Consider the following 26,209-nt stretch of genomic DNA (forward strand, 5'->3'; position numbering starts at 1 on the left):
ACCTTACTCACCAGCTATTATAAATGTTTACCCATAATGATGTATTCATGTGGGACGTTCGGATAAAAACCTTCCCGGATGATCTTAAATCCCCCGGCATGATAAAAGGCGATGGCCGTGTGATTGTCTTTGCGAGTCGTGAGGAGGACCCGTTTTTCTTTTCGATTTTGCAATAATTGCTCTACCAATAGCTTCCCGATTCCCCTGCCTCTGTATGCCGGGTCGACACCCAGTTCCACCAGCTCCATGCAATCTTTCATCCATTCACGCTCGGAATGTAAATGACGTGCCAACAATCCATGATAGTATTGACCCTTTTTTGAAGAATAACCATAAATGTATCCTGCCACTTGTTCGTCAATAATGGCGAGGTATCCTTCAAAATGGGGATACGTGGAATGCCGTTTGAATTGGTCTTCCATGCCTCTCGGATCCACCTGAAACAGCCTGCAATATAACGAAATCATTTTCTTGAAATACTTTCCTTCCACCCGAAAAGGAACGATCTTCATTCTCCCTGCCTCCCATCGCCTATAAATAAATAAGACCCTATGAGATCCATAGAGTCTTCATCTTACTTACTATTATTTCTTCATGACCCCTTTTAGAACAAAGGCGACGTTGGCTGGTCTTTCAGCCAGTCTTCTCATAAAGTATCCATACCAGTCCGTGCCGTATGGGACATAGACGCGCATTTTGTAGTCTTCCTTGACCAGTTCATGCTGACGTTCCACACGGATTCCGAAAAGCATCTGGAACTCGAATTGATCACGCGGGATCTTGTATTCTTCTACAAGTCTCTTGGTATATTCGATCATCTCATCATCATGGGTGGCGATTGCCGTATAATTCCCGTTCAACAGATGAGTCTTGATGATTTTTTTAAAATTCTCGTCCACGTCCTTCTTTTCCGGGAACGCAACTTCAGATGACTCTTTATAAGCCCCTTTTACAAGACGCAGATTGGGGGAATACGCATTCAAATCATCGATATCCTTTTCTGTTCTATATAAATAGGCTTGGATGACCGTTCCGATATTATCATATTCCGACTTCAGACGTTTGAATATATCAATGGTCTTTCCACAACGGGAGTAGTCTTCCATGTCAATGGTTACGAATACGTTCTGTTTGGTTGCTTCATCAAGAATCAATCTCATATTCTTCATGACAACCTCTTCAGAGATATCCAGTCCCATTGAAGTCATTTTAAGGGATAGCTGAGAGTCGAGTTTCTCTCTCCCGATGGCACGAATCGCCTCTACACATTCAAGGGCCATTTCGTTTGCTTCACGCTCATTGTCCACAAACTCTCCCAAATAGTCGATCGTGACAACAAGATTCTGACTATTCAGCTCGCGAATAACTTCAACTGCCTGCAGGATGGAAGACCCCGCAACAAATCGACCGGCACCAAAGCGCAGGCCATACTTTTTGGCAAGTTTCGTCATCGGCTTATTTTTTGAAAGGAATAAAAAGAAATTACGCATTGCTTGCTCCATGTTGCTTACCCCCTGAAAAAAACATATATATGCTACTATGAAACCGTTTTCTTTATTGCTAAAAAAGAGAAGGTTCACACTATTAGTATATTTACCAATATTTTATCACCTTTTAAACGTTTTGAATATACTTTCAATACTTTCTTAGTAGAATATTATCGAAATTTGTAAATACGTGAATAAGTATGTTGGATAGTAGGAAAAATAACCTTTGCCTTCTGATGATACCGCTTTCTTACCGCGCCGTATACAGGGTAATTTTACCTATCCGAAAGCAACTAATAAAGGGTATCGAAGACTAAAAAAGGAAACGGAGGAATGGAATATGCAACAACAACCTCAACAAGGGAGCCAGCAGCAAACGTACACACAGCCGCCGCATATGCTCACTACGAAGGATTCACTTTATTTAAATGACATGCTTGCCTGGAATCTGACTGCCATGAAGAAATGTCATTTTGCAGCTGCTCACTGTCAGGATACGGAGATTAAAGCGGAGCTCGATAAATGCGGCCAAATGCATCAGCGCCATTACCAGCAGCTGCTTGCCCATCTAAATACGACCAACCAAAATATGATGTAGAAAGGAGTCCTTAAACCATGAATCAACAGAATCAGCAAAAAATCCAAAACCCTCAAACGCAAGTGCCTGAAACGCCACAAATGAATGATCGCGACTTCATTACGGATGTCCTGTCCCATGAAAAATATATGACGGCTTCTTATTGTACGGCTTTGAATGAAGCAAGCCATCAAGCTTTATATCAGGATCTCCTGACGATTTTCAACGAAACGCAAAATGCCCAACGAGAATTATACAATGAAATGTTCCGCAAAGGCTGGTACAAGCTGGAGGCTGCCGACAGTCAAAAAATCCAGCAGTCCTATCAGCAGCATCAGCAATATGCTTCTCAGTTCCCATATGGGTATGGCGGTCAGGTCCAGTAATGAACGGAAGGCAGACCCTGGTCTGCCTTTTTTTGTTGGAGGTAAAAGTGCGTGAGGGAAGATTGAATCTGCTGCCCACCAGAATCCAATAAAAAAGCACCCTCTTCACATCAAAAGGGTACTTTTTCAATCAGTATTGTCATTCATCTTTTTTCTTCCTGCTCATTTCCGCCCGATGTGCTTCATTCATCTCTTTGATCTCCCCGACGATCCGTTTCATTTCATCTTTCCCCTCCGGATAGAGAGAATTCCAATGTTTCACCAGTGCCGGCATGTTTTTGGCGATGAATGAGTAAAGAGCGTATTGTGTCACCATTTCTTTCTTGACGGCGTCGGTTTCACCCACCAATAGTTCCGTGTACTTTTCAAGCAAAGCATCAAATTGTTCAGGGAATTCCTTCATTGCGTTAGCCTCCTTACGAATGATGAATCAGGTCTTTTTAACCATACAGGTCTGTGGACAAGTTTTACAGCGATATTGTTCCCCGTTCTCTAGTCTGTAGGAGAAGCAGCAAGTTTTTCTGACACGCATTTTTTCCGTTTTTCCCTCTACATTTACTTTCCTGCTATAATATCTGGCCAGTGGATTGCTATGGTAGTTTCCGAACCATAAGCTGTTTTCATCTGAAAGGAGCATCCATAAATGGTTATCACGCCCGCTCCCCTTCCCTTCGTTCAAAAGAAAATCATCGTTCTCAAATATCCAGAATACATATATGGCGATGTTTTCCCAAAGAATCAGATTGGATAGCTTTGTGGCATTTTTAATCGACTGAATCACTTGATCGAGATGATCCCGGAAAATGGATTGAATGAACGTGTTCCTTTCCTCAAGGGATGTAAACTCCGTCACCGATGCATCCTTCAAGTGAAATTGAGGCATCCATAATCCATTTTTCTCCCCATCGACCATGATCAGGTTTTCAGGATTGAGATTCAATTTCTTATTCCAGTATGTCATGGTCATTAAACCCATTGCGGCTACAAACGCATAGCGCTTCATAAATATGGATGCTGCCACTTTAAGGTCGTCCGTCCCGATCAGGGAGCGACGATGAGATAAATAGGCTTTCATCTTTCCACCATCCAGGAATGAGGTTGCCTCTTCCCCTATTAAATCAGGGGCGGTCGCATGAAAGCGGTATTTCCTTAAGAATTCCCACTGCTGTTCTGTGAGGGTGTTCATCCTGTTTCCACTGCGTCTTTCAAGATGCAGCGTCCTTTACCGAACGGGATGCATAGAGGCGTACCGAATAATGGGTCCCGGGACACCTGACAGTCCATATCGAATACGTTTTTCACGAGCTCACAGCTGATCACTTCTTCAGGTTTTCCTTGAGCATAGATCTGTTTATCCCGGATCGCCACGATATTATGGGCGTATCTGCAGGCAAGGTTCAGGTCATGAAGAACCATGACGATGGTGCGCTGCTCTTTCTCATTCAGTTCGAATAATAAGTCCAGGATCTCAATCTGGTGGGTCATATCAAGATATGTCGTTGGCTCATCCAACAGGATGATGTCTGTATCCTGGGCAAGTGTCAAGGCGATCCACGCGCGCTGCCTCTGCCCTCCCGATAGTTCATCCACTTTCCGGTGCTGCAGCTCCTCCATCTTGGTTGCTTTCAACGCGTCCTGGACGATTTCTTCATCTTTCTGTGACCATTGCTTGAGCCAGGTTTGATGAGGGTAGCGCCCCTGCTTGACGAGCTGGAGGACGGTCAGCCCTTCTGGAGCCGTTGGGGATTGAGGAAGGATGGCCATTTTACGAGCGACTTCCTTCGTTGATAAACGTGAGATTGCCTCCCCATCCAACAGGACCGATCCCTGCTTCGGCTTAAGCAGACGGGCGATGGAACGGAGAAGCGTGGATTTCCCACAGCCATTTCCGCCGATGAAGACCGAGATTTCCCCTTGTGGAATGTCAATATTCAATTCATCGATGATCGTCCGTTCCCCGTAAGATAGAGTCAAATCCTTCGTTTGTAGTACGTCACTCATCTATGGCCAACTCCTTTAAGAATTTCTTGTTTTGAATAAAAGATAGATAAAATACGGTGCGCCAATCGCTGCCGTAAAGACACCGGCCGGGACTTCTAGGGGCAGGAAGAGTGTCCTGCCGATCAAGTCTGCCACCATGACGAGGATCCCTCCGATCAGGGCTGCAGTCGGAAGCAGCGCCCCGAAAGAAGAACCGACCATCCTCCTTGCCATATGGGGAGCCATCAAGCCTACAAAGCCGATTCCACCGGCAAATGCGACCGCTCCCCCCACTAACGCTGTTGACATAAGAAGGAGAAAGAACCGCTGACGTTGAACATTCCCTCCAACACTAGTGGCGATTTCTTCACCTAGTTCCTGTATATTCAGCTGACGGGTAATAAAGAAGCTTAACAGGATAAAGACCAGGCTCCAAGGAAGCAGGATCCACACATCCTGCCAGTCAGAACCGTTCACTGTACCCGTGATCCAGATATTTGCCTGACTGGCCCTGTAGATCGGGCCGAGTATCATAAGAAGTGTGGTCAAGGCTTGAGTCAAAGCTGAGATACCAATACCGATCAGAACGAGTCTGACAGGTGATACCCCTTTTCGCCAGGCTAAAAAGTAAACCAGAAAGGCAATGACTGTCGCGCCGATGAATGCAGCAACCGGCAGCCATTTAATGCTGACCATCAACGTATTATCATCATTGCTGAAAAGGGTAAGAAACGCTACGACAGCCGCTCCCGCTCCGCCTGTGATTCCAATGATGTCCGGTGAAGCAAGAGGGTTGCGTATCATCCCTTGAAGGATTCCACCGGCAACGGCCAGCGCCATCCCGGCAAGCAGTGCAATGAGGATACGCGGCAGGCGGAATGACGTCACCACGAGGTGCTCCAGGCTCGTCCCCCCTCCAAAGAAGACACTTATCACCTTCCATGGGGCAATCTTCAAGTCCCCTATCCCTGTACTCATGATCAGAACGAGAAATGTAATCAAACCCAGGATGGTTATTTTTTTGAGTGCTGAAAGATCCACAAGCATCGAAATACGGTCCTGAAGCCATCGTTTTCCTATAAATCGATTCATCGGTTAAAACCCCTTCCTTGCCACATACACGAAGAATGGTGCGCCGATGATGGCGGTCATGACACCGACGGGCACTTCCTGGGGCATGATGATGTACCGTGCTCCAATGTCAGCAACCAGTAATAAGATCGCTCCGAGAAGTCCCGAGAAAGGAATCAGCCACCTGTGGTCTACCCCGATGATCTTCCTTGCTACATGCGGGATGACAATCCCGATAAAACCGATGGGACCGGCAACGGCAACGGAACCACCCGCCAAGAGGACGACAACCATCAAAGCAAGAAATTTAATCAAGTTCGTTTTCAGCCCGAGTCCTTTCGCCACATCTTCCCCCATGGCAAGGATATTCATCTTGCCGGCAATAAAGAGAGCAAGAATCCATCCAGCCACTATATATGGAAAGACCCCGCTCAATATATCCAAACTTCTTCCCTGGACAGATCCCGCGAGCCAGAATAACACCTGCTCGAGTGCCGCTTCATTCAAGACAAGCAATCCCTGTGTAAAGGAGGAAAACATAGCAGTGATCGCCGCTCCAGCAAGTGTCAGCTTCATCGGCGTCAAGCCTTTATTCCCTGCAGAACTGATGATGAATACGCCGACCGCTGCAATGGCCGCACCAAGAAACGCGAGCCACGTAAAGGATTGCAGGTTGGTTATGCCAAAAAGCGTAACCGCTACGACCACCATAAAAGCTCCTCCTGCATTGATTCCGAAAATCCCTGGAGATGCGAGAGGGTTATTGGTCAATGTTTGCATCAAAACCCCTGAAATCGCAAGGGATGCACCGACTGCCGCCGCAATCAGCGCCCTTGGTAACCGGATGGTCTGAAGCACGATATGCTCCGTCGATCCAGTCGGGTTGGAAAAAGCCTCGACCGCTGTTTGCCAACTTGTATCCGTGTATCCGTATACAATACTGATCCCGATGCACAGGATAAGAAAAAGAAGTGTTCCTATAAATAAAAGAAGCTTTTTTTGAATGTTCATTATGTGCTAACCTTTCTTTTCCTTAAAGGAAAGGAAATCAATTAAACAATTACGTACTGTTCTTCCCTTTCTATTTTAAAGAAGAATAAAAGGAGCGTCAATGATTTTGAAAATCATTATCATTTAGGTATTGACAATGAAAACCTTCTCAACTACCATTATGAGTGTAAATGATAATCATTATCATCGATAAAAACCATATCAGGGGGATCTACATATGAAATTAAAAAGCTTACTATCTTTACTGCTGATTTCTACGCTTCTCTTTCTTGCTGCCTGCGGAAATAAAGAAGAAAAAGATGAGTCTGCAGGAAGTGATAAGAATGAAGAAACGTATACAGTGAAACATGCAATGGGTACGACGGAAATCAAAGGAACGCCAAAGAAAGTTGTCATCCTCACAAATGAAGGAACAGAGGCCCTCCTTGCCATGGGTGTCACTCCTGTCGGTGCCGTTCAATCGTGGACAGGTGATCCTTGGTATGACCACATCGCCGACAAGATGAAAGACGTTGAAGTCGTCGGGACAGAGAGCGAATTAAACATGGAAGCGATCGCAAAGCTTCAACCGGACCTGATTATCGGGAACAAGATGCGGCAGGAAGAGCAGTACAATCAGTTGAAAGACATCGCTCCAACCGTCATGGCTGAAACATTACGCGGTAACTGGAAAGAAAATTTCGAGTTATATGCCAAAGCACTGAATAAGGAAGAAAAGGGTCAGGAAGTATTGGCGGAGTACGATCAGCGAATTGAAGATCTGAAAGGGAAACTCGGAGACAAACTGAACCAAGAAGTTTCCATGGTCCGCTTTTTAGCTGGAGATGTAAGAATTTATCATAAAGATTCATTCTCTGGTGTGATTTTGGATCAATTAGGGTTCGCACGTCCTGAAGGTCAGGATGTAGATGACTTTGCAGAAAAGGGTGTCACGAAAGAACGCATCCCGGCAATGGACGGAGATGTCCTATTCTACTTCACATATGAAACCGGCGATGGCGAAGCGAACAAACTTGCGGAAGAATGGCTGAACGATCCGTTGTTCAAAAATCTTGAAGTAGCAAAACAAGACAAGGTATATGAAGTAAGTGACGCGATTTGGAACACGGCAGGCGGAGTCCTGGCAGCGAATGCGATGCTTGATGATATTGAAAAGTATTTCTTGGAACAGGAATGAACGACATATATTAAAGAGCCGAAAAGGGCATGTCCCTTTCCGGCTTTTTTTATTTCCTGATTTTCGGGGATCGCTTTACGTATTTTTCCTCTCCACCCTTCCTTTCTCATAATTCTCCTTTTTTCAGGTAACACTACAGGATAGACCATACATCGGACATGAGGGATTAGTATGTTTTCATTCTTTAAGAACAAGAAAAACAGCGATAAGAACAGTAAAAAGCAATCATATGAAAGTCTGAAAAAGGAAGCGGAGAAATCTGCCGATTATAAACAGGCCTTTTACCAGAATCCACATACAGGGGTGAAGTTCAGTCTGCACTTCGTCACGACGTTGATTGATGGAAAGATCCTGCAGGAGGATGTCCTTCCTTCCTTGCTTTCAAAGGATTTCCACTCTTTCGATGATTTAAAAACCCTGGTCCCTGTATTGGATATTCAAATTTCCACAGATGAAACTCAAATCGAACAGAAGCTGTATAACGGATATACCCTCCTGACAATGGATGCTTCCAACCGAAAATTCGCCTTCATCGCGACGAAGAACGAAATGGGCAGGAAAGTCTCTCAGCCGGAAGTGGAGTTCAGTGTGGTCGGACCCAAGGAGGCATTCGTAGAGTCTCTCAGTGATAACCTGAACCTGCTAAGAAAGCGGCTGCCCATCAAGGAACTGCTAGTGGAAGAATTCAATCTCGGAACACTCACCCATACCCGGGTTGTGTTGCTGTATATTGATGGACTTGCAGATGAAGCAAACGTCAATACGGTCCGGCAACGATTACGGGATATCGACTTTGATCAAATCATGGACAGTTCATTCATTGAACAGCTGATTGCCGATAATGGCAAGTCCCCCTTCCCCCAGCTATTGGACTCGGAACGACCTGACCGGGTAGCGTCCGTGCTTGCCGAGGGCAAAGTTGCCATCATGGTGGATGGATCGCCGCATGCTCTGATCGGACCAACCACTCTCGTAGAGTTTTTTAACGCATATGAGGATTATTTCTTGAATTTCTTCATTTCTTCTTTCCTGCGTCTGGTTCGTGTATTTGCCGTGGCATTCTCCATCTTGATCACACCCATTTATGTAGCGGCCTTGACCTATCATTATGAGCTCATCCCGAAGGATTTAATGGCGACACTCATCACTTCAAGACAAGAGATCCCTCTGCCTCCTATTCTCGAGGCATTGTTTCTTGAGTTGACGATTGAGCTGCTCCGGGAAGCAGGGGCACGCCTTCCGACCAAGGTCGGTCAGACTATCGGTATCGTTGGAGGTATCGTCATCGGGACGGCATCCGTTGAAGCGGGGATCACGAGTAATGTACTGCTCATATTGGTGGCGCTTGCTGCCCTTGCTTCTTTTACCACTCCGGTTTACCGGATGAGTAATACGATCCGTCTACTTCGTTTTCCCTTCTTATTGTTCGCACAACTCTGGGGACTGCTTGGGATCGTTTACTGTTTCTGCCTTCTGATGGGACATCTCCTGCAATTGACGTCTCTCGGCAGACCGTTTTTGGAACCTCTTTTCCCACCACGGGTAAAAGACTTGAAAGATGCACTCATTCGCCTTCCCTTCAGCAGACAAGGTGGCCGTCCGGAATATCTGCGCACCAAGAAACCGTTCAGGTTCCGTCCCTCTGAAGGGAAGAAAAAGCTTGATATCGACGAATAATGGTTGGAGGTGATCAAATGCTGCCGATTCCGGATAGAAGAAAAATATCGCCGTTCATGGTCTTCTTTCTCATTCACGCCATTCAAGTAGGGGCAGGGGTCCTCGGATTCCAACGTATCATTTCAAAAAATGCTGGCTATGATGGATGGATTTCTGTCATTCTTGCAGGTATATTCACTCACGTTATCATGTTTTTCATGTATCAGATTTTAAATAGGGTGGATGGAGACCTTGTATCTGCCCACACTCTTGTATTCGGAAAGTGGATCGGAAAAATATTCAGTCTCTTCTTCGTCATCTATTTCAGTTTACTGGTGATTACCATTATGCGTACGTATATCGAGGTATTACAGGTGTGGATGTACCCAAGATTGAGTACGTTCTTCTTTTCATTGCTCTTTCTTGTCCTTGTTTATTATATTGTCAACGGCGGGGTAAGGACCGTGACCGGAACGGCCTTTTTCGGGATCTTTCTCCCCAGTTATCTCATATTAACGTTTGCCTTCACCTTTAAATATGCAGACTTCCGGAATATCCTGCCTGTCTTTGACCATACGGTGAAGGATCTATTGATTTCCACCAAGAACATGTCCCTGACGTATTTAGGCTATGAATCCATTTTACTTCTTTATCCTTTTGTGAAAGATGCTAAAAAATCTCAGAAATATGCCCACTGGGCGCTATTTACGACCACTACCCTTTATACCATTCTAGCCATTGTTTCTTTTGCGTTTTTCAGTCAGAAACAGCTGGAAAAGACCGTTTGGGCGACCCTCTCCATGTGGAAGATCGTCGAAATGCCGTTCGTGGAACGATTTGAGTATATCGGCATTGCCAATTGGTGCTTGATCATCCTTCCAAACGTATGTATTGCGATCTGGTGTGCCAGCAGGATCCTAAAACGGATGACTCCACTGAAGCACAGGCATTCGTTATGGATCATCTGCCTGCTATGCTTATCCGCCCTCACCTTTTTCGCTGACAGGAAACAAGTGAATTTCCTGAATACGGTATCAGGGCAGATTGGGTTTTACATTAACTATTTTTACATTCCTGCTCTTCTGTTGCTTGTGATCATCATGAAGAAAGTGAGGAATAAACAATGAAACGTACATGTTTGCTCACAGCTATTCTCATTTGTTTCTTTTTTCTGACAGGGTGTGTGGAGAAGGAAATCCTGGACGACCTATATATCGAAACAGGGAAAGCCTACGACTATGTGGGAGAGGATAGGATCAGGGGAACGGCCCTCTTCCCGATTTACTTAGCCGATAAATCGATTCAAAACGGGACGCTGTCTGCAGAAGCCTCCTCTACGAGGGAAGTGCTCGAGAAATTGGAAAGAAGATCACAGCAGCCTCTGGTCCGCGGAAGCCTGGACGTCGTTTTGGTTGGGGAGGATCTTGCCAGAAAAGGAATCATCGATATCGGTGACTCCCTTCAAAGGGATGCGAGTGTGGGGGCCAGGCTATATCTGACTGTGACGGAAGGGGAAGCCGGTGAGCTCATAAAAGGGAATTACGGATTGCGAGGGAACGGGACATACCTCTCCAATCTGATTCATCACAATATCACCCGGAGAGAACTGCCCGAAACCAATCTTCATATGTTCATCTATGACTATTTCCAGGAAGGTCAGACACCCTATCTGCCAATCTTGAAACAACTGTCCAATGAAAGTGTGGGTATCACGGGCGTCGCTTTATTCGACAAAGACAAAATGGTCAAAAAGATTCCTGCCAAGGATATGTTTTTCTTCAAACTGCTAGTGGATAAGTATGCTGAAGGTAGTCACGTCATCAAGATGGGACAAGAAAAGAGCAGTGGTCATGTGGAAAAGTCCATCGAGGCCTCTGTGACCAGTCTCATCTCCAAGAATAAAATCATCGTCAAGCACCATGCCGATCCTGTGGAAGTGACGATCCGGATCAAAATCAGAGGGATCATCCGTGAGTATACCGGTAAGAGATTGACTCCCGATAAAGTGATCCAAGTGGAGAAACAAATGAAAAAAGATATTGAAAAAAATGGGATGAAAATGCTGAAAGAATTCCAGGAACTTGGCATCGATCCAGTCGGCATCGGACAAATCCAAAAGCACGGCGTACGGGGATTTGATTTCAAGGAATGGGAAGACAGCATATATCCGCGTGTGAAATTCAATGTTGACGCCAGGATTCAGATTTTAGAAGCCGGGACGGTGGAATAAGATATGGAAAAGGGCTCCCATCATGTCAGGGAGCCCTTTTTTTCATTTCATATTGATGACTCGTCCGGATGCTGCACTTTCTTTACATGCTTCGATGATGGTGATGACTTCCAAAGCATCTTCCGGGTCGACGGGGAGAGGATGATTTTCTCTTATCGCCCCGTACACACCCAGGTAAAATTGAGTGTAGTCCCCTTTTTCTGATGGAATGACTTCAGATGTCACCTCTTCACCTGTTATGGTCGTAAGGACACCCCAATTTTCCTCGTCTTCGATTCCCCATTCTTCAGAAACAGGATTCTTTCCTGCCTTAAGGTCATCTTCCTGACGATCCATACCATGCTTCACAAAGCTGCCTTTCAGCCCATGAACCTGATAGCGTGGCCCGGGATCCAATACGATGGAACGTGAATACAGCTGAACCCTCATGACGTCATATCCGAGGGTGATGAGGAAGTAGTCCTCGGCCTTTTCCGGATTTCGTTGCGGAAACACATCCGCCTGGACCCATTTAGGTTTCCCGAACAGAGTGAGTACCTGATCCAACAGATGAGAGCCAAGATCATAAAGGACGCCTGCCCCTTCAATCTTATTCTCTTTCCACCTGTCCTTGATGGCCGGGCGGTACCGGTCAAAATGCGCTTCGTATGTAAAAATCGGCCCCAGCGTCCCTTCTTTCACCAATTGCTGAATCGTCAGAAAGTCCGCATCCCAGCGCCGGTTGTGGAAAACAGAGAGGTGAAGTCCTCTTTCTTTCGCCAGTGCCAATAGCTCCTTACCTTCCCGGCTATCCGTTACAAATGGCTTCTCAACGATCACATGCTTATCGGCTAATAAAGATTGCTTGATCATACTATAGTGAAGGTGATTGGGAGTTGTGATGACGACTAATTCGATGTCTTCCCGAAGCAGGTCTTCGAGAGATGACACGACGGTCGTCCCCTCTATATCGTTTAATACTTTTTCTTCATTGGAAGACATGACCGCTTCTATGTGAAAATCCTCTAAATGAGAGAGTAAAGGACGATGAAAGCTTTGTCCTGAAAAACCGTATCCTGCTAAACCAACTTTAATGGGCTGCATAATGTCACCTTTTTCTTTCAAAATGTATTCTCATATTATCATGTACAAGATGAGACGAAAAATGATTCGTTTTACAATCAGTCTCTGTTTTGTATAAAATAAGTGGGAAAGGGAGGTTATCATCATGCAATCAATCAAAAACAAAGAAACCTTTGACGATCTTATTACATCAACAGAGCCTGTCATCGTAAAATTCCATGCAGACTGGTGTCCTGACTGCCGTCGTATGGATATGTTCATTGATGAAATCATGGAAGAATTCAATCAATATAAATGGTATGACATCAATAAGGACGAATTCCCGGAAATCGCCGAGAAATATGACGTCATGGGCATCCCAAGCCTGCTCGTCTACAAAAACGGCGAAAAACAAGCCCACCTGCACAGCGCCAACGCCAAATCACCAGAACAAGTGACAGAATTCCTGAACACTTTATAATGGTAAAGGTCCGTCCCTCTTTATGCATAGGGACGGACCTTTGTTTTTCATTTAATAGATATTACCCTTTCCATCTACATAGACGGTCTGAATCGTTGTCCGTTGGAAGTCGTTCCCCTGCTCCGTTTTCCCTTCCAGATCTGTGGTGATGTTGTGGATTCCTTCTTCAAAGTCCGCGAGCGGCAAAGAGGACAGATCTTCTGAAGTGATGATTTTCGAATGTTGCTTTTTACTTTTCATCGGTAAGTGGTGGATGGTATAGGTCTTCTTAACTGAAGGGGCAACCTCATTCAGTGCATTGACAAGAAGAGCTCCTTCCCTCTTTTTGTGAAACAGAATGCTCAGCATATAATGTTCTTTTTGAAGGGATGCAGCCTTCACTTCCCATTTCCCTGGAACGGGTGCTGAAAGAAGGATGGAATGATGATACGCCCCGGGGAAATAGCCTGTGGCATCTAAAGCGACACTCCAGTTCTTATATTCCTTGCCGTCGGGGCCGATAAGCTCATAGACCGTACTTTTTTGATCACTGATCCAGTTTACCGTGATTTTCTCCACTCCTTCCTCTACGAAGAATCGTTCCAACCCGATCCCTTCAAATTCCCCGCCCCTGTGTAGGACCGACGTTTCCCCTTCCAGTGCCAGTTCGCTCAGCTCCCCATACACCACGTCCGTCACGTCTTCTTTATAAAGACCCTTCAAATATGGGAAAACCTCACTGCCTTGTTTAATCGTTGTATGAGTCCAGTCCCCCACCGCCACTTCCTTCGCATATGAGAGACGGGAGCTTTTCACGAGCACAGCGCCATCACTTTGACCGAACCGGCTTAAATACAAACCTCCCCAAAACAATTCAGAATAGGCCGCGCCCCAGCCTGTGCCCCCAAATGTATAGATGGGGTTTTTCTGCGTAAGAGGAGATCCGTCTGTCTCTGCCCGGAATCCTTTCATATACGCGGTTTGCAATGAGAAGACGGCATTTGTCTTACTTTTCAATGCATCGGTCAGCCATCCCGCCCATTTACTGAAGGCAAGGTCTGCAAGCTCTGAACCGTGATGGGGCGTCGAAAGTGTGATGACCCTTTCAACATAGGAGGAAGCGCCATAATGAACCAGTGCGGTTTGGGCATCGATCCCGCCTTTGCTATGGGTGACGACTATAATCTTCTTATTGAAAAACTCATACATCTCCCGGAGCCTCTCAGCTAATATTTCCCCGTTCCTCCACATATCTTCATCCGGATGTAACTCGATGAACACTGATTGATAACCGGCTCCGCGGGTGATGGGAAGCATATCGTTCTCTTTGATCCATGTCTCTGAGGTCGTATTAATTCCATGTATAAATAAAATCGGAAATCCATCTGTATTCGCTGCTTCTTCGTCAATAAACCAATTGCCGGGTTTTCCTGTCTCCATCTGTCTTCCCCCTTTTTCCTCCACAGCCCTTATCTCCCTTAAAAAAGACGTTTTCTTCATTATCGTTTAGTCGTGATCATTTTTCATCATGATTGTTAAATACAGGAAGAAAGACATATATCCTCTAAATGATTGAATAGTCCCCATGTCCTTATCGAAAACTAATAATCATCACACTACATTGGAGGGATTCCTTTGACAAAGAAAAACAACAAGGGCAGTGCAAACCAAAACTCACCAAAACGAGGTACGACAGAGTTCGCAAATGAAATCACAAGCGGTGACAACAGCAAGGGGAATAAGCATAATAAAGATCAGAAAAACAAAACGAAATAGTAAAAAACCTGCCTGATTCGTTTCAGGCAGGTTTTTGATTTGGAAAAGGAGTCACTCTTCTTCCTTAGAAATATTCACTGGGATCATATTGGATTCGACATGTATGTGACTCGGGTCGGCTTCCCTTTCAGAGCCACCATTTAATCGTTCATTTAACTCCATATTGGCTTCTGTTGGAGACAGCCTCTCATCCTGCTTTTTCATATCATCATCCTTTCCCTAATAGAATATCAATTCCCCGATGGAATTATGCGGTCATGGTTCATCAGAATTGGGACACACTAATCAGTGAAAAAACGTTAGGAGGAATGAATATGGATCAAAATCGGGTCAAACAAATCTTATCTTCTTCAGCCGACATCGAAGTCAAGTACCGGGATGCGTCGGTCTGGATCGACTCCGTCAATGAAGACGGAAAAACAGCCGTAGTGCACCTTCGCGGGCCACTGGAAGAACGTTCCGAAGTCAGTATTTCTGATTTAGAAGAAGTATAATAAAAAAAGACCACGCCGGGGGACTTTCCCCCGGCGTGGTCTTCATTCGTATTACTTCTTTTCTTTGATTTTGCCTTTATTCTTCAACAATTCAAAGATCATATTTGCTTGATCCGTATTATCAATCAGGCCTGCAAATTTCTCTTTTTGAGGACCGAAAGCGTACACTGGAACGTCGTCACCTGTATGTCCGTCCGTTGTCCAGCCGGTACCTGAACGTTTATCAAAAATCTTCTCGATCGCATTATCGATTTCCGTTTGATCTCCTTTTTCAGCAGCGGTTTTCACAGAATCAATTTCTTCCCCAGTCAATTCAAGGTCGATATTGTTCGCTAACGTTTCTTCAACCGGTGCACCATTCACGATCTGTTCTGCCATATAGTCAGGTGTATGCTTTGCCGCCTGGATTGGAGCCGGATCCCAGTTGTATTCACCGTCAGAACCGATTGAGATACCACCCGTTGAATGGTCAGCCGTCACGATGACCAATGTTTCACCATTTTCTTTCGCAAAATCCCTTACTTTTTCAAACGCTTGTTCAAAGTCCCTCATTTCACTCATGGCACTGACTACATCATTATCATGACCTGCCCAATCGATTTGACTGCCTTCCACCATCAGGAAGAACCCATCTTTATCGCCTTTCAAACGGTCAAGGGCAGATGTTGTCATGTCAGCCAAGCTTGGCTGTTTCTCATCACGGTCGATCATCTTGTCCATTCCGACTTCCGAAAAGAGGCCAAGAACCTGTTCATTATCATCCTTCTTAAGCTCCTCGGCAGATTTCACATAGCTGTAACCATCTTTCTTGAACTGTTCTGCAATATTGCGGTCATCACGTTCAAAGAAATCCGTTCCCCCACCAAGCATGACATCAATCTTATGCTTACCGTTGATCATTTCATCATAATAATCATTGGCAATCGCATCTTCACTCTTGCGTGACTCTTCATGAGCTCCGTAAGATGCAGGTGTTGCATGGGTGATTTCTGATGTAGAGACAATTCCTGTAGACATGTTATTTTCCTTCGCCTGCTCGAGAACCGTTTTTACATCTGATTTATCATTATCTACTGCAATCGCGTTATTATATGTTTTCACTCCGCCGCTCATCGCCGTTGCGGCAGCCGCTGAATCTGTTACGTTTTCTTTTTCATCTTCCGGGTACGTCGTTTGTAGTCCGACAAGGTAAGGATCAAATGCCGTCTTCTCCATTTCCATTGTATCCGGATTATCGTTCATATAGCGGAGAGCCGTTGTATATGGATTACCCATTCCATCACCGATCATAAAGATGACGTTCTTGGCTTTGCCGTTTTTAGATTCCTTGGCTTTCGCTTCTGTGTTGTCCTGATTCATCCCTATGACGCTTCCAAGAGCTAATGTGGATACGACCGCCAACGGAAGGATCTTCTTCATTGATTTCTTCATTTTCCCTACCTCCTATAATTCGTGGTACATGTAGAAGAATAAAGGGTAAATATGAAGAACCATTTACGAAACGAATACAGGAGAGTAAAGCTTATGTAAATTGAAAAAAACAGGCAAAAAGTCACCTGTTTTTTTCAATATCATTATTCTCTTATAAGGGGAAGGGTACAGCAGCGGAATGATCCGCCTGACTTAATGATTTCCGATAAGTCCAGCTCGATCACGTCAAATCCTTCCGCCCTGATCCTCTCATTCAAGGCTTGGTTCTGGGTAAGACTGATGATTTTCTTATCTCCGATTGCCAATACATTCGGCCCCATTTGAAATTGTTCTTCATCCGTCACCGTGATGATGTTGTAGTGCTTCTTGATGGTCTCAAGATCCTCTTTAGAAAAAGCCGGCGGATACACAAGTGCCCATTCACTGGAAATGATGGTGAACACACAATCCAAATGGAGAATGTCTTCCCTTAATGGGAGTTCATGTACGGTATAGGGTGTGAGCTGATTCCTCAGGGATTGGATCGCCAGCTGATTCGTTCGACCGCTCACACCGATCCAGATATTATCCTCATCAACAAGGACATCCCCACCTTCAATGGAATGAAGAAGTTCGTTATGGGGCACCTCATTTTCATCCAGCCAGTGTTTGAGGGTTTTCACTTCTCCCCGCCTGACATCCGTATTCATCGATGCGACGAAAAACTGATCATGAATCGTGAAACCGATATCTCTCGTGAAGACTTGCTCATTGAATTCAGGTGATGGTTGAAGATGAATCACCTCGGAACCATTTTCTTCCAATTCTTCGACAAATGCTTTATGTTGGGAAACGGCTTTATCTATATCAATATTTTCTTTCAAAAAATGCTTTTGTGTTTCATTTATGATTTCATTGATTCGCATATTTTCAGGTGAAACCACGACCACTTTCTTTAACTTTCCATACTCATTGGTACAATGTGTTTTTGATTTAGGAACCAACGGGGAATTTAAACTCATCTTTACGCCCTCCAATTATCTGCTCTTAAAAACTGCTTTTCCCTGTTATTATGAAGACAAAACGTCCTTTTTATAACTTATGCTGTCTGAGGATGAACAGGGACGACAAGCAGCCTTGTTGGATAAAATAAGGGCATTTGTCCATTATAAAGAAAAAAAGCATGCGGATCGCATGCTTCTTGTCTTAATGAACCATCCGGTCATGATCCTTCCAAAACTCTTTTCGGATCACCACTTTTTGGATCTTTCCTGATGCTGTTTTAGGTAATTCTTTCGCGAAAGTAATGCTCTTTGGTGCCTTGAAGTGGGCAAGCTTTTCTCTTGTGAAATCGATCAGATCCTGTTCTGTCAATGCGTGACCGTCTCTTAGAACCACCACTGCATGGGGAACTTCCCCCCATCGTTCATGTGGAATGGCCACGACCGCTGCTTCGAGGACACCATCATGCTCGTAAAGGGCTCCCTCCACCTCTATGGAAGAAATGTTTTCCCCGCCGCTTATGATGACGTCTTTCATCCTGTCGACAATTTCGATGTAGCCGTCTTCATCGACCGTCGCCATATCTCCCGTATGCAGCCATCCTTCCCTGATCGTTTGATTGGTGGCTTCCGGATTTTTATAATATCCTTCCATCACCGTATTGGTCCTCGTCACGATTTCACCAATCGCTTTTCCATCAGGAGAAACCGCTTCCTCGAGTTCATTGACCACCTTCACCTTACTCCCGATCATGCTATATCCCGCTTTCGCCTTCAGGCGGTATGTTTCTTCCTTAGGCCGGTCCTGTTCCGAAGATCTTAATATAGAAGTCGTGATAAGGGGTGAGATTTCCGTCATCCCGTATACCTGGATGAATTCCCACTTTAGATTCTCCTCCACTTTCCGGACGAATGCCGGTGGAGGGGCAGACCCGGCAATGACAACCCTTACATGTTGCCCGATGGAACGATCCCTGTCCGGATAGGACTCAAGGAGCATGTTGAGAACGGTCGGTGCCATATGCATAACGGTAACATTATGCTTCTCCACCTTATCCAGTATCACTTCCGGATCTACTTTTCTAAGCATCACCTGGGTCGCACCGTTGGCCGTATAATAAAATGGTGACCCCCAACCGTTCACATGGAACATGGGCAGGACGTGAAGAAGCGTATCCTGATCCGTCACCCGCAAATGATGCATGGAAGACAGGGCATGCAAATAATTGGACCTGTGTGTGAGGAGCACTCCCTTCGGATCCCCCGTCGTCCCGCTTGTATAAAGAAGGGACGCGATATCCGTCTCTTCCAGTTCTGTACGGGAGAAAGGCTCGCGGCTGAAGGAGCCACGCCACTCTTCATAGCCAAGATGACCGTCCAGCGTTTTACCGTGAATGACCACATGCTTCAAGTGGGGGACGTCTGCTAGAATCGGCTGAACCAACGGATAGAGCTCCTCATCGACAAACAGTGCCTTACTTTCACTGTGGGTGAGGATAAAGTGATAATCGGCAGGCTTTAATCTTGTATTCAAAGGCGTCATGACCCCTCCGACAGAATACACGCCATAAAATCCTTCCAGCATCTCCGTCGTGTTGGGAGCAAGATACGCCACCTTATCCCCTTTTTCTATCCCGAATGCCTTCAGTCCCCTTGCCAGTTGATTCACACGGTCACCGAGCTGTCTATACGTCAAGCGCTTTTCATCATCAATGATCGCTACCTTTTCCCCGTATAACTCCACTGCTCGATCCAGAAAATCCGTTAACACCAATGGTACGTGCATATGTACATCCATCCCCTCTATTAATAAATCTTATATGGACTATATTAACAGATTCGGACTATTTTTGGGAATATTCAGATATTTATGACGCCTAAAAAAGCATGATGACCCTCTCGTCACCATGCTTTAGAAATCAGCGCCCTCTTCGATTCGAAGAGGATCTGCTGCCACTATTTCGTTGATTACCGTTGTTGTTTCTTCCAGTCGAGCCGGTTCGCTTACCACGGGATGCACCCGATGATTCACCACCGCCGCGGCGGGGATTCGTGTCTTCACTCTTGGATCTTCGACTGCGGGACGGACTTTCCGTGTCACCCGTCCTGGATCTGCCACCCCGTGGAGACCTTGCTTTTCTCTCCTTACTCGCTTGTATATTCTTTTCGCGGCGATCCTTTGCACTTTCACTGGATCCTTTAGGGCTTTTGGAGATTTCTTTAGTAGAAACGACCTCCACCACTCGGCGGGGCAATGAACGTCCGACGCCTTTCTCGATCATTTCCAGATCCTGCTTATCCTTCAGTGCAACAAAGGTGATGGCAAGTCCGTCTTTCCCGGCACGGCCCGTACGCCCGATTCGATGGATGTAGCTTTCCACATCTTGAGGGATATCATAGTTGAACACATGGGTCACGCCCTCCACGTCAAGACCCCTGGCCGCCACGTCCGTTGCGATAAGAAGCTGGAGCTTCGCGTCCCGGAACTTCTTCATCACGTTTTCCCGCTTCGCCTGGGACAAATCACCGTGGAGTTCATCTACAAGAAAGCCCCTCGCTTTAAGGTCTCCAAGCAGCTTGCTTACCCTCCTCTTCGTCCGGCAGAAAATGATGCCGAGGAAAGGCTGGACGTCGTGAATCGTTTGACTGAGGGCATCCAGCTTCTCTCGATCCGTCGTTTCCACGATTTCCTGCTGAATTTCCTGTACAATTTTTTCTTTTTCACGGATCTGCACATTATGAGGTTGATTCATATAGCGCTTCCCGATCTTACGGATATCCTTGGACATCGTCGCTGAAAACAGGGCGGTCTGACGGGTGAACGGCGTCTCGCGGATGATCGACTCCACTTCATCGAAAAAGCCGATATGAAGCATCTGATCCGCTTCATCCAATACGAGGAACCTAACATTTGAAAAATCGACCGTCTCGCGGCGCACATGGTCAAGCAGTCGCCCAGGTGTTCCGATCACAATATGAATCGCCTTATTCTTCAGTCGCTTAATCTGTTTCTCAACATCTTGACCACCGTACACGGCTAATACATGTATATCATCTTCCACAGAAGAAAGGATTTGATTCAATTCAGCGGTTACCTGAATCGCAAGCTCCCTCGTCGGAGTCACGATAAGAGACTGGATCTCATCTTTTTCCGGATCGATTTTCGCAAGCATGGGCAGGAGAAACGCCATCGTTTTTCCCGTACCTGTCTGCGCCTGTCCGATCACGTCATCACCATTTAATAATACTGGGATGGTTTCGCTCTGAATCGGCGTCGGTACTGTTATGGATTGTTCTTTTAATGCATTGACGTACTTAGGTTGAATTCCTAAGGAAGTAAAATCATTCAATGGGGTCACCTCTTTGATACTCATTATACCCGTAATCCTCTATAGAAAATAGGGCACTATGTTATAATGGGAAAATCGTAAAATGAAATGAGGAATCACATTGCTGACATTTGAAGATAAATTAGCTCTCATAGAAGAATTTCCCGAGCTTACACGAAAGGACGTTTCACTGAACCGGGTGAACTTCCACTTTGAAGACAGTCTCTATGAAAAAACGACCGTCGTCTATCACCTGCACCCGAACGGGAACGGTTTTGTTTACACAGGCAGTCTGCCTGAATATGAAGCCAAAAAAGGACTCGTAAATATCCGTGATTTCAATCGGGACGAACTGCGGGACATCATCCGTGCTTCCATTGACCACCTGGCAACGGAAGAAGAAGTCGCCCCTCCTGTGGAACAGTTATGGAAAGATACAGAAGGGCATTCCCTCATGCTGATTGAAGAAGATGACCGCTGGAATATCTATGCCGGTGATAACCTGGAAGACAGCTTCGGCGGGTATGATGAAGCAGCGTTGTATCTGCGTGAAGAAGGATTCCGGAGACGGTAATATATATCTTCGGGGTGACAGAAGGATGAAAAAAGGGCGAATCGGTGTGTCGATTCGTCCTTTTTGACTTTCAGCAGCGTGGGTGTGGGGGGATCCGGTCCGGACGATGCCGGAATGACCAAGAATCCAGCCGATTTTCGAGAAAATCCAGCCGATTCCAGCCTTAATCCGGCCGGTTTGGGTGAAAATCCAGCCAGAATGACCTGAAATCCAGCCGATTTCGAGAAGAATCCAGCCGTTTTACTTTTATATCCAACAACCATTTTGATAGCTAAGAGGTCAGTGCTTCAATCAATTGTGTAAGTGGAGGCGTCAGCCACTTTTTTTCTAGATAAATAATTTGTGTATAGAGGGGGCTTTTTTCATGATCAAATGGAATCTTGACGACGACCTTTCCGCTCTCAATCTCCTTTTGCACGGCTATTTCAGGCAGGATGGCCAGACCCAAGTCGTCGGCCACACACTGTTTGATGGCCTCTAAGCTACTGAAGGAGATAATAGATTTTGCCTGCACATCGTTCTCTTTTAAAAGTTGCTCCAATAAGACCCGATACGAACAACCTTTCTCTGTTAAAATCAGGGTTTCCGATTCAAGCTCCCTTACGTTCATTCTTTTCAGAGAATGCAAGCGGTGACCCCGTGGCGCAATCATGACCAATTTCTCCTGGCGGATGGGAATCGTCGTTAAGTCGGGATGTTCTGAAAAACGGTCAAGCAGGATAGCCATATCGTACTTCCCTTCAAGGATGCCTTCCTTTAAGTTCGGACAAAGTCCGGATTCAAGGAGGATCTTCAATTCAGGGTGCTTCCCTTTTAATTCCTTGATATAAGGCGTGATGAAATATGCTGCGAGGGATTCCACGGTCCCGATCCGCAGTGTCCCCCGCAGGTTGCTTTCCTGGGAGATCCGTTCTTCCGCTTCATCCAGAAGGGACACTATTTTTTCCACGTAGTAGTATAGCTCTTCCCCTGACTGTGTGAGCCTCATTTTCCCGCCGACCCGTTCGAATAATTTTATCTGATAATGCTCTTCCAGCTTCCTGATCTGGGTTGTCACACTGGACTGGGCATACCCGAGTTCCTCTCCGGTCTTTGTGTAACTCCCCCATTTAACCACTTCTTTAAATGTATAAAAATAGTTCAGATCCATTTTCTCCCTCCCCATCATTAATTACAATAATTAGTATCGATAATTATAGATAACTTTAATCTCCCCATCAATGGTATACTCTTAACCATTAAGAATCCCGTTAGCGGTTAAAGCTAAATATAATGAAATGGATAAAGGAGTGTTCATCAATGAAAGTATTGGCCCTTTTAGGTAGCACACGAAAAAACGGGAACTCCGAATATCTTGCGAAAAAAATCGTCGAAGGTACCGACCATACCATCGTTTCCCTTTCCGATCTGCATATCGAGCCGATTGAAGACCTGCGCCATTCTGAAGGAGGATTTCTCCCTGTGGAGGATGATTACGAACAGCTGGTCCGGATGATGGAGGAGCATGATGTATTATTATTCGCAACTCCCCTTTACTGGTATGGAATGAGCGGTCCGATGAAGAATTTCTTCGACCGTTGGAGTCAGTATTTGCGCGACGAGCGCTTCAACCTGAAAGAAGAGCTTACAAAGAAAAAGGCGTACGTGGTGATTACCGGAGGAAGCTCCGCCAACATAAAAGGACTTCCCCTTGTACAGCAATTCAATTACATTTTTGAATTCGTCCATATGGAATTCACAGATTATCTGATCGGTGCCGGCGTCAAACCTGGTGAAATCGTGAACGATCCTGCCGCCCTGGAGAAGGCAGACCGCTGGAACGCACGATTTAAAATGGATGATCCCTCTTAAGGGGTCATCTTTTTTTGTTAAACCTCAGATAATAAGGAAATAGTATGAACAAAACCCTTATTGGAGGCTTTATATGGATTTCCCAACGATTCACACAAACTTCTGGGATGCCGTCATCGCCATTCCCGTCATCATCCTGTTAACCCAGCTAATCAAAGTCTTCTTTAAACCGCGGGCTTTTCTGGTACCGAATATGGCCGTCATTCTTGGCTTGCTCATTTCCATTTTCATCAGCCACAGGGGGCATCTTGTCACGGGCATATTCATGGGCCTTTTTTACGGTTATGCGGCGATTGGGAATTACGCTTCTTTGAAGACTTCGGTGCTGGCGTTTCGTGGGGAGAAGGAGGAGTCTCCATAAGTGGTGACAAGTCGTATGCCCGGTCTCTTGTGGATCCCGTCGACGGCAGGCCCAATTTTTGCAGGAGTTTGCGCGCAGTTGAAGTGGACTCCAGTTTTAAGAATTCCCGCGCTTGCCTGTTGGTAATCAAGGTATTGATCAGAAACGCATAATCTCTCAATGCATGAGTATGGGCATCCTTTTGAACGGATAAACAGCGCCCGCATCTCCATGTACCATTTATTCTCTCCATAGATCCGGACTGACATTGAACACAGTTCACTCCATGAAGAATAACCGATTTTGAAATATTGAACTGTTTTAAGAGATCATAAGATTGTGGTGTGTGATGATTCAAAAGTGCTTTCGTCAATTTGGTTACTTGTTGAGGGGATAATGATGGATTTTGATGAGATTGGAAATAGTTTTCAATTTGGAATAGAAGTTTTGCACTTCTTATCACCCTTTGATAGACGGAATGATCTTGCGAAGAATTTTTTATATGGGAATGTGGGTTGGTAAAGACTACAATGTTCTCGACAGGTATGGACGGGTAATTTCTTTCCACCAGCCACCTTTCAAGGTCCTTTTTTTGTCTGTGAGACTGGAGGATAGGATCCTGAAATACCTCTATTTTACCATTAAGGTTCCGGATCATTTGGTTATAGGTTGTATCAATATAAATTTCTCCTGCAATGTTCTTCACTTCTAAAATGAGAATGAAATTCCTATGAAGGATTAAAGTATCAATTTGGAAAAAGGCGGATTGAATAAATAAGCGGAGATCGTGGAGAATCACATATTCTTTTTCTGGGAGTCGATTCAAATAATAGTCCAAAGACAACTCCCCATGGTATCCTGCCTTGAAATTTCCCAACTGATGCTCAATCTCATTTCTTCCGCTGAAGGATTTGGGTAAGCGCCGTAATAACACCTCAAGGTTTACGATGATACCAGGGGGTTCATGCTTTTTTACGATCAATAAGATCACTCCTTTAAGATAAGTAGGGTGTTGGGATGGTCTCAGGGGATGATTTTCATCAATTTTTGATGAGAGTTCGGTCCAGACAGCAAAAATCCAGCCGATTGTGATGGAAATCCAGCCGTTATGGGAGAAAATCCAGCCAGAAACAAGGAGAATCCGGCCGTTATGTAACAATATCCAGCCAAAACTGCAAAGAAACCAGCCGATATCCAAATTATAGCAATACATGTCCAGAAATGATAATAATTTTTATCCCTGTAGTTTCCCCAAAATCGTCGTCAGCGTCTGATCCAACTTCGAAAGCTCGTCACCATCCATCTCAAGCCTATCCAATAGACGGGTCGGGACGCATTCTGCTTTCTCTTTCATTTCCCGTCCTTTAGTTGTAAGACTGATGATGACACTTCTCTCATCCTCTGATGAACGCTTCCGCTCCACGAGTCCGTTCGCTTCCATCCTTTTCAGCATGGGAGTCAACGTGCCGGAGTCCAGGAATAACTTCCTGCCGAGTTCCTTTACCGATATCGTTTTTTCTTCCCATAACACAAGCAAAGCCAAGTATTGAGGATACGTGACACCGATTTCCTCCAGGAGGCTCCGGTAAAGCTTCGTGATTTCCCTCTCAGCTGTATATATTTTAAAGCAGATTTGATTTTCCAATAAAAGTGGGTCCTTCATACATGTCGATTCCTTTCTTGTACATACTAATTGAGATTATCATACAAAAAAAAGTATCATTTATCAAATTTAATTGCGCGCAATTAAATAGTTGACAACTAAGTTAAAATCTATTATATTTAGTTTTGTAATATTTAATTGTACACAACTAATAAAGAGGAGTGAAAGAAATGAATGCATTATACACAGCAAAAGCAACGGCTAAAGGTGGCCGTGACGGAAGAGTAACCAGCAGTGACGGAGTATTGGATGTGGCTTTGGGCATGCCAAAAGCACTTGGTGGTTCCGGGGCAGACGGGGAAACAAATCCTGAACAACTATTTGCGGCTGGATATGCGGCTTGTTTCGACAGCGCTCTTAATTTAGTGGCCCGCCAGGAAAAGAAAAAAATCCAATCCAATGTAACGGCTGAAGTTTCAATCGGTAAGGATACAGACGGAGGATTTAAATTAGGCGTTGTCCTTTCAGTTGCCGTCAATGGTGTAGAACTGGATGAAGCCAAACAACTGGTGGAAAAAGCACATGGTGTATGTCCTTACTCCAAAGCGACAAACGGAAATATCGATGTAGAATTGCATACTGAATTATTTTAACGGATCAGGATGGGCAAATGAATGCCCATCCTTTTTTTAGATTTCAAATGTTTTAATCTCCCCTTTTCAAGGGAATGGAATAGGAATAAATTCATTATTCAA

At 45.1% G+C, this 26,209-nt stretch carries 30 protein-coding genes; 13 read left to right on the forward strand and 17 right to left on the reverse strand.

Annotated elements, in window-relative coordinates:
- Nucleotides 1–17 precede the first annotated feature (17 nt).
- Both V8G47_RS07425 and V8G47_RS07430 read right to left on the reverse strand, forming a co-directional pair.
- Nucleotides 18–512: a GNAT family N-acetyltransferase gene (locus V8G47_RS07425; RefSeq protein ID WP_336199543.1), complete on the reverse strand. Its 495-nt coding sequence runs from the start codon at nucleotides 510–512 to the stop codon at nucleotides 18–20.
- Nucleotides 513–584: 72 nt separating this feature from the next.
- Nucleotides 585–1,502, reverse strand: coding sequence for a proline dehydrogenase (locus V8G47_RS07430; protein WP_336199544.1), 918 nt, complete (start codon nucleotides 1,500–1,502; stop codon nucleotides 585–587).
- Between the two features lie 325 nt (nucleotides 1,503–1,827).
- Here V8G47_RS07430 and V8G47_RS07435 point away from each other — a divergent pair, with 325 nt between their 5' ends.
- Nucleotides 1,828–2,085 carry a hypothetical protein gene (locus V8G47_RS07435; protein ID WP_034764614.1) on the forward strand — a complete coding sequence of 86 codons (258 nt, stop codon included), beginning with the start codon at nucleotides 1,828–1,830 and terminating at the stop codon, nucleotides 2,083–2,085.
- A 17-nt stretch (nucleotides 2,086–2,102) separates the two neighbouring features.
- Nucleotides 2,103–2,450, forward strand: a complete 348-nt coding sequence (locus V8G47_RS07440) for a spore coat protein (RefSeq protein WP_336199545.1) — start codon at nucleotides 2,103–2,105, stop codon at nucleotides 2,448–2,450.
- Between the two features lie 139 nt (nucleotides 2,451–2,589).
- On the opposite strand, the gene V8G47_RS07445 is transcribed toward V8G47_RS07440, so the two are convergent.
- The 5 genes from V8G47_RS07445 to V8G47_RS07465 are packed head-to-tail and all read right to left on the reverse strand — an operon-like array spanning nucleotide 2,590 to nucleotide 6,512.
- Complete coding sequence (locus V8G47_RS07445) at nucleotides 2,590–2,853, reverse strand: DUF2573 family protein (RefSeq protein WP_336199546.1); 264 nt, start codon at nucleotides 2,851–2,853, stop codon at nucleotides 2,590–2,592.
- A gap of 27 nt (nucleotides 2,854–2,880) precedes the next feature.
- A complete protein-coding gene (locus V8G47_RS07450; protein WP_336199547.1) occupies nucleotides 2,881–3,636 on the reverse strand; it encodes an IucA/IucC family C-terminal-domain containing protein in 756 nt (251 codons plus the stop codon).
- Nucleotides 3,633–4,451: an ABC transporter ATP-binding protein gene (locus tag V8G47_RS07455; RefSeq protein ID WP_336199548.1), complete on the reverse strand. Its 819-nt coding sequence runs from the start codon at nucleotides 4,449–4,451 to the stop codon at nucleotides 3,633–3,635. Before V8G47_RS07455 ends, V8G47_RS07450 begins: the two co-directional genes overlap by 4 nt.
- A gap of 15 nt (nucleotides 4,452–4,466) precedes the next feature.
- On the reverse strand, nucleotides 4,467–5,522 hold the full coding sequence (locus V8G47_RS07460) for a FecCD family ABC transporter permease (RefSeq protein WP_336199549.1): 1,056 nt from the start codon (nucleotides 5,520–5,522) through the stop codon (nucleotides 4,467–4,469).
- A gap of 3 nt (nucleotides 5,523–5,525) precedes the next feature.
- Nucleotides 5,526–6,512 (reverse strand): FecCD family ABC transporter permease, encoded by a 987-nt coding sequence (locus V8G47_RS07465; protein WP_336199550.1) that lies wholly within the window; start codon nucleotides 6,510–6,512, stop codon nucleotides 5,526–5,528.
- 217 nt (nucleotides 6,513–6,729) lie between these two features.
- Between V8G47_RS07465 and V8G47_RS07470 the strand changes: the two genes are divergently transcribed.
- From V8G47_RS07470 to V8G47_RS07485, 4 genes are all read left to right on the forward strand, one after another.
- Nucleotides 6,730–7,689, forward strand: coding sequence for an ABC transporter substrate-binding protein (locus V8G47_RS07470; protein WP_336199551.1), 960 nt, complete (start codon nucleotides 6,730–6,732; stop codon nucleotides 7,687–7,689).
- 171 nt (nucleotides 7,690–7,860) lie between these two features.
- Complete coding sequence (locus V8G47_RS07475) at nucleotides 7,861–9,366, forward strand: spore germination protein (protein WP_336199552.1); 1,506 nt, start codon at nucleotides 7,861–7,863, stop codon at nucleotides 9,364–9,366.
- Nucleotides 9,366–10,472, forward strand: coding sequence for a GerAB/ArcD/ProY family transporter (locus V8G47_RS07480; RefSeq protein WP_336199553.1), 1,107 nt, complete (start codon nucleotides 9,366–9,368; stop codon nucleotides 10,470–10,472). Before V8G47_RS07475 ends, V8G47_RS07480 begins: the two co-directional genes overlap by 1 nt.
- Nucleotides 10,469–11,575: a Ger(x)C family spore germination protein gene (locus V8G47_RS07485; protein WP_336199554.1), complete on the forward strand. Its 1,107-nt coding sequence runs from the start codon at nucleotides 10,469–10,471 to the stop codon at nucleotides 11,573–11,575. Before V8G47_RS07480 ends, V8G47_RS07485 begins: the two co-directional genes overlap by 4 nt.
- 42 nt (nucleotides 11,576–11,617) lie before the next feature.
- Here the strand turns inward: V8G47_RS07485 and V8G47_RS07490 are convergent, their stop codons facing one another.
- On the reverse strand, nucleotides 11,618–12,679 hold the full coding sequence (locus V8G47_RS07490; protein WP_336199555.1) for an oxidoreductase: 1,062 nt from the start codon (nucleotides 12,677–12,679) through the stop codon (nucleotides 11,618–11,620).
- A gap of 103 nt (nucleotides 12,680–12,782) precedes the next feature.
- Between V8G47_RS07490 and V8G47_RS07495 the strand changes: the two genes are divergently transcribed.
- Complete coding sequence (locus tag V8G47_RS07495) at nucleotides 12,783–13,097, forward strand: thioredoxin family protein (RefSeq protein WP_034764088.1); 315 nt, start codon at nucleotides 12,783–12,785, stop codon at nucleotides 13,095–13,097.
- Nucleotides 13,098–13,148: 51 nt separating this feature from the next.
- Here the strand turns inward: V8G47_RS07495 and V8G47_RS07500 are convergent, their stop codons facing one another.
- Nucleotides 13,149–14,516: an esterase/lipase family protein gene (locus V8G47_RS07500; protein WP_336199557.1), complete on the reverse strand. Its 1,368-nt coding sequence runs from the start codon at nucleotides 14,514–14,516 to the stop codon at nucleotides 13,149–13,151.
- A 195-nt stretch (nucleotides 14,517–14,711) separates the two neighbouring features.
- On the opposite strand from V8G47_RS07500, the gene V8G47_RS07505 reads away from it, so the two are divergent.
- On the forward strand, nucleotides 14,712–14,852 hold the full coding sequence (locus V8G47_RS07505) for a hypothetical protein (protein WP_179126082.1): 141 nt from the start codon (nucleotides 14,712–14,714) through the stop codon (nucleotides 14,850–14,852).
- A 51-nt stretch (nucleotides 14,853–14,903) separates the two neighbouring features.
- Here the strand turns inward: V8G47_RS07505 and V8G47_RS07510 are convergent, their stop codons facing one another.
- The gene (locus V8G47_RS07510; RefSeq protein WP_336199558.1) at nucleotides 14,904–15,056 is read right to left on the reverse strand and encodes a hypothetical protein; all 153 of its coding nucleotides are present in this window, start codon (nucleotides 15,054–15,056) and stop codon (nucleotides 14,904–14,906) included.
- Between the two features lie 110 nt (nucleotides 15,057–15,166).
- Between V8G47_RS07510 and V8G47_RS07515 the strand changes: the two genes are divergently transcribed.
- On the forward strand, nucleotides 15,167–15,346 hold the full coding sequence (locus V8G47_RS07515; protein ID WP_336199559.1) for an H-type small acid-soluble spore protein: 180 nt from the start codon (nucleotides 15,167–15,169) through the stop codon (nucleotides 15,344–15,346).
- 51 nt (nucleotides 15,347–15,397) lie between these two features.
- Here the strand turns inward: V8G47_RS07515 and V8G47_RS07520 are convergent, their stop codons facing one another.
- The 4 genes from V8G47_RS07520 to V8G47_RS07535 all read right to left on the reverse strand — a co-directional run bounded on the left by V8G47_RS07520 (nucleotide 15,398) and on the right by V8G47_RS07535 (nucleotide 21,116).
- Nucleotides 15,398–16,777, reverse strand: a complete 1,380-nt coding sequence (locus V8G47_RS07520) for an alkaline phosphatase (protein ID WP_336199560.1) — start codon at nucleotides 16,775–16,777, stop codon at nucleotides 15,398–15,400.
- 143 nt (nucleotides 16,778–16,920) lie between these two features.
- Entirely contained in the window at nucleotides 16,921–17,778 is an 858-nt protein-coding gene (locus V8G47_RS07525) for a dimethylarginine dimethylaminohydrolase family protein (RefSeq protein WP_336199561.1), read from the reverse strand.
- 184 nt (nucleotides 17,779–17,962) lie between these two features.
- Nucleotides 17,963–19,543, reverse strand: coding sequence for a long-chain-fatty-acid--CoA ligase (locus V8G47_RS07530; protein WP_336199562.1), 1,581 nt, complete (start codon nucleotides 19,541–19,543; stop codon nucleotides 17,963–17,965).
- A gap of 133 nt (nucleotides 19,544–19,676) precedes the next feature.
- Complete coding sequence (locus V8G47_RS07535) at nucleotides 19,677–21,116, reverse strand: DEAD/DEAH box helicase (protein WP_336199624.1); 1,440 nt, start codon at nucleotides 21,114–21,116, stop codon at nucleotides 19,677–19,679.
- Between the two features lie 91 nt (nucleotides 21,117–21,207).
- On the opposite strand from V8G47_RS07535, the gene V8G47_RS07540 reads away from it, so the two are divergent.
- Nucleotides 21,208–21,660 carry a hypothetical protein gene (locus V8G47_RS07540; RefSeq protein WP_336199563.1) on the forward strand — a complete coding sequence of 151 codons (453 nt, stop codon included), beginning with the start codon at nucleotides 21,208–21,210 and terminating at the stop codon, nucleotides 21,658–21,660.
- Between the two features lie 271 nt (nucleotides 21,661–21,931).
- Here the strand turns inward: V8G47_RS07540 and V8G47_RS07545 are convergent, their stop codons facing one another.
- The gene (locus V8G47_RS07545) at nucleotides 21,932–22,810 is read right to left on the reverse strand and encodes a LysR family transcriptional regulator (RefSeq protein ID WP_336199564.1); all 879 of its coding nucleotides are present in this window, start codon (nucleotides 22,808–22,810) and stop codon (nucleotides 21,932–21,934) included.
- Between the two features lie 149 nt (nucleotides 22,811–22,959).
- On the opposite strand from V8G47_RS07545, the gene V8G47_RS07550 reads away from it, so the two are divergent.
- Entirely contained in the window at nucleotides 22,960–23,511 is a 552-nt protein-coding gene (locus tag V8G47_RS07550) for a flavodoxin family protein (protein ID WP_336199565.1), read from the forward strand.
- Nucleotides 23,512–23,584: 73 nt separating this feature from the next.
- Nucleotides 23,585–23,872: a hypothetical protein gene (locus tag V8G47_RS07555; RefSeq protein ID WP_336199566.1), complete on the forward strand. Its 288-nt coding sequence runs from the start codon at nucleotides 23,585–23,587 to the stop codon at nucleotides 23,870–23,872.
- Here the strand turns inward: V8G47_RS07555 and V8G47_RS07560 are convergent.
- Together V8G47_RS07560 and V8G47_RS07565 are read right to left on the reverse strand one after the other, a co-directional pair.
- Complete coding sequence (locus V8G47_RS07560; RefSeq protein ID WP_336199567.1) at nucleotides 23,775–25,064, reverse strand: nuclease-related domain-containing protein; 1,290 nt, start codon at nucleotides 25,062–25,064, stop codon at nucleotides 23,775–23,777. The genes V8G47_RS07555 and V8G47_RS07560 overlap by 98 nt on opposite strands.
- Before the next feature lie 21 nt (nucleotides 25,065–25,085).
- Nucleotides 25,086–25,514 (reverse strand): MarR family winged helix-turn-helix transcriptional regulator, encoded by a 429-nt coding sequence (locus V8G47_RS07565; RefSeq protein WP_336199569.1) that lies wholly within the window; start codon nucleotides 25,512–25,514, stop codon nucleotides 25,086–25,088.
- A 170-nt stretch (nucleotides 25,515–25,684) separates the two neighbouring features.
- On the opposite strand from V8G47_RS07565, the gene V8G47_RS07570 reads away from it, so the two are divergent.
- Nucleotides 25,685–26,107 carry an organic hydroperoxide resistance protein gene (locus V8G47_RS07570; protein WP_336199570.1) on the forward strand — a complete coding sequence of 141 codons (423 nt, stop codon included), beginning with the start codon at nucleotides 25,685–25,687 and terminating at the stop codon, nucleotides 26,105–26,107.
- The last annotated feature ends 102 nt before the right edge of the window (nucleotides 26,108–26,209 follow it).

This window comes from Rossellomorea sp. LJF3 (assembly GCF_037046045.1).
Classification (GTDB): domain Bacteria; phylum Bacillota; class Bacilli; order Bacillales; family Bacillaceae_B; genus Rossellomorea.

What these genes read in the sequence shown, in the direction of transcription:
- V8G47_RS07425 (WP_336199543.1), bottom strand. Translation starts at nt 512, where the DNA reads ATGAAGATCGTTCCTTTTCGGGTGGAAGGAAAGTATTTCAAGAAAATG.
- V8G47_RS07430 (WP_336199544.1), bottom strand. Translation starts at nt 1,502, where the DNA reads ATGGAGCAAGCAATGCGTAATTTCTTTTTATTCCTTTCAAAAAATAAG.
- V8G47_RS07435 (WP_034764614.1), top strand. Translation starts at nt 1,828, where the DNA reads ATGCAACAACAACCTCAACAAGGGAGCCAGCAGCAAACGTACACACAG.
- V8G47_RS07440 (WP_336199545.1), top strand. Translation starts at nt 2,103, where the DNA reads ATGAATCAACAGAATCAGCAAAAAATCCAAAACCCTCAAACGCAAGTG.
- V8G47_RS07445 (WP_336199546.1), bottom strand. Translation starts at nt 2,853, where the DNA reads ATGAAGGAATTCCCTGAACAATTTGATGCTTTGCTTGAAAAGTACACG.
- V8G47_RS07450 (WP_336199547.1), bottom strand. Translation starts at nt 3,636, where the DNA reads ATGAACACCCTCACAGAACAGCAGTGGGAATTCTTAAGGAAATACCGC.
- V8G47_RS07455 (WP_336199548.1), bottom strand. Translation starts at nt 4,451, where the DNA reads ATGAGTGACGTACTACAAACGAAGGATTTGACTCTATCTTACGGGGAA.
- V8G47_RS07460 (WP_336199549.1), bottom strand. Translation starts at nt 5,522, where the DNA reads ATGAATCGATTTATAGGAAAACGATGGCTTCAGGACCGTATTTCGATG.
- V8G47_RS07465 (WP_336199550.1), bottom strand. Translation starts at nt 6,512, where the DNA reads ATGAACATTCAAAAAAAGCTTCTTTTATTTATAGGAACACTTCTTTTT.
- V8G47_RS07470 (WP_336199551.1), top strand. Translation starts at nt 6,730, where the DNA reads ATGAAATTAAAAAGCTTACTATCTTTACTGCTGATTTCTACGCTTCTC.
- V8G47_RS07475 (WP_336199552.1), top strand. Translation starts at nt 7,861, where the DNA reads ATGTTTTCATTCTTTAAGAACAAGAAAAACAGCGATAAGAACAGTAAA.
- V8G47_RS07480 (WP_336199553.1), top strand. Translation starts at nt 9,366, where the DNA reads ATGGTTGGAGGTGATCAAATGCTGCCGATTCCGGATAGAAGAAAAATA.
- V8G47_RS07485 (WP_336199554.1), top strand. Translation starts at nt 10,469, where the DNA reads ATGAAACGTACATGTTTGCTCACAGCTATTCTCATTTGTTTCTTTTTT.
- V8G47_RS07495 (WP_034764088.1), top strand. Translation starts at nt 12,783, where the DNA reads ATGCAATCAATCAAAAACAAAGAAACCTTTGACGATCTTATTACATCA.
- V8G47_RS07500 (WP_336199557.1), bottom strand. Translation starts at nt 14,516, where the DNA reads ATGGAGACAGGAAAACCCGGCAATTGGTTTATTGACGAAGAAGCAGCG.
- V8G47_RS07510 (WP_336199558.1), bottom strand. Translation starts at nt 15,056, where the DNA reads ATGAAAAAGCAGGATGAGAGGCTGTCTCCAACAGAAGCCAATATGGAG.
- V8G47_RS07515 (WP_336199559.1), top strand. Translation starts at nt 15,167, where the DNA reads ATGGATCAAAATCGGGTCAAACAAATCTTATCTTCTTCAGCCGACATC.
- V8G47_RS07520 (WP_336199560.1), bottom strand. Translation starts at nt 16,777, where the DNA reads ATGAAGAAATCAATGAAGAAGATCCTTCCGTTGGCGGTCGTATCCACA.
- V8G47_RS07525 (WP_336199561.1), bottom strand. Translation starts at nt 17,778, where the DNA reads ATGAGTTTAAATTCCCCGTTGGTTCCTAAATCAAAAACACATTGTACC.
- V8G47_RS07530 (WP_336199562.1), bottom strand. Translation starts at nt 19,543, where the DNA reads ATGCACGTACCATTGGTGTTAACGGATTTTCTGGATCGAGCAGTGGAG.
- V8G47_RS07545 (WP_336199564.1), bottom strand. Translation starts at nt 22,810, where the DNA reads ATGGATCTGAACTATTTTTATACATTTAAAGAAGTGGTTAAATGGGGG.
- V8G47_RS07550 (WP_336199565.1), top strand. Translation starts at nt 22,960, where the DNA reads ATGAAAGTATTGGCCCTTTTAGGTAGCACACGAAAAAACGGGAACTCC.
- V8G47_RS07555 (WP_336199566.1), top strand. Translation starts at nt 23,585, where the DNA reads ATGGATTTCCCAACGATTCACACAAACTTCTGGGATGCCGTCATCGCC.
- V8G47_RS07560 (WP_336199567.1), bottom strand. Translation starts at nt 25,064, where the DNA reads ATGTATTGCTATAATTTGGATATCGGCTGGTTTCTTTGCAGTTTTGGC.
- V8G47_RS07565 (WP_336199569.1), bottom strand. Translation starts at nt 25,514, where the DNA reads ATGAAGGACCCACTTTTATTGGAAAATCAAATCTGCTTTAAAATATAT.
- V8G47_RS07570 (WP_336199570.1), top strand. Translation starts at nt 25,685, where the DNA reads ATGAATGCATTATACACAGCAAAAGCAACGGCTAAAGGTGGCCGTGAC.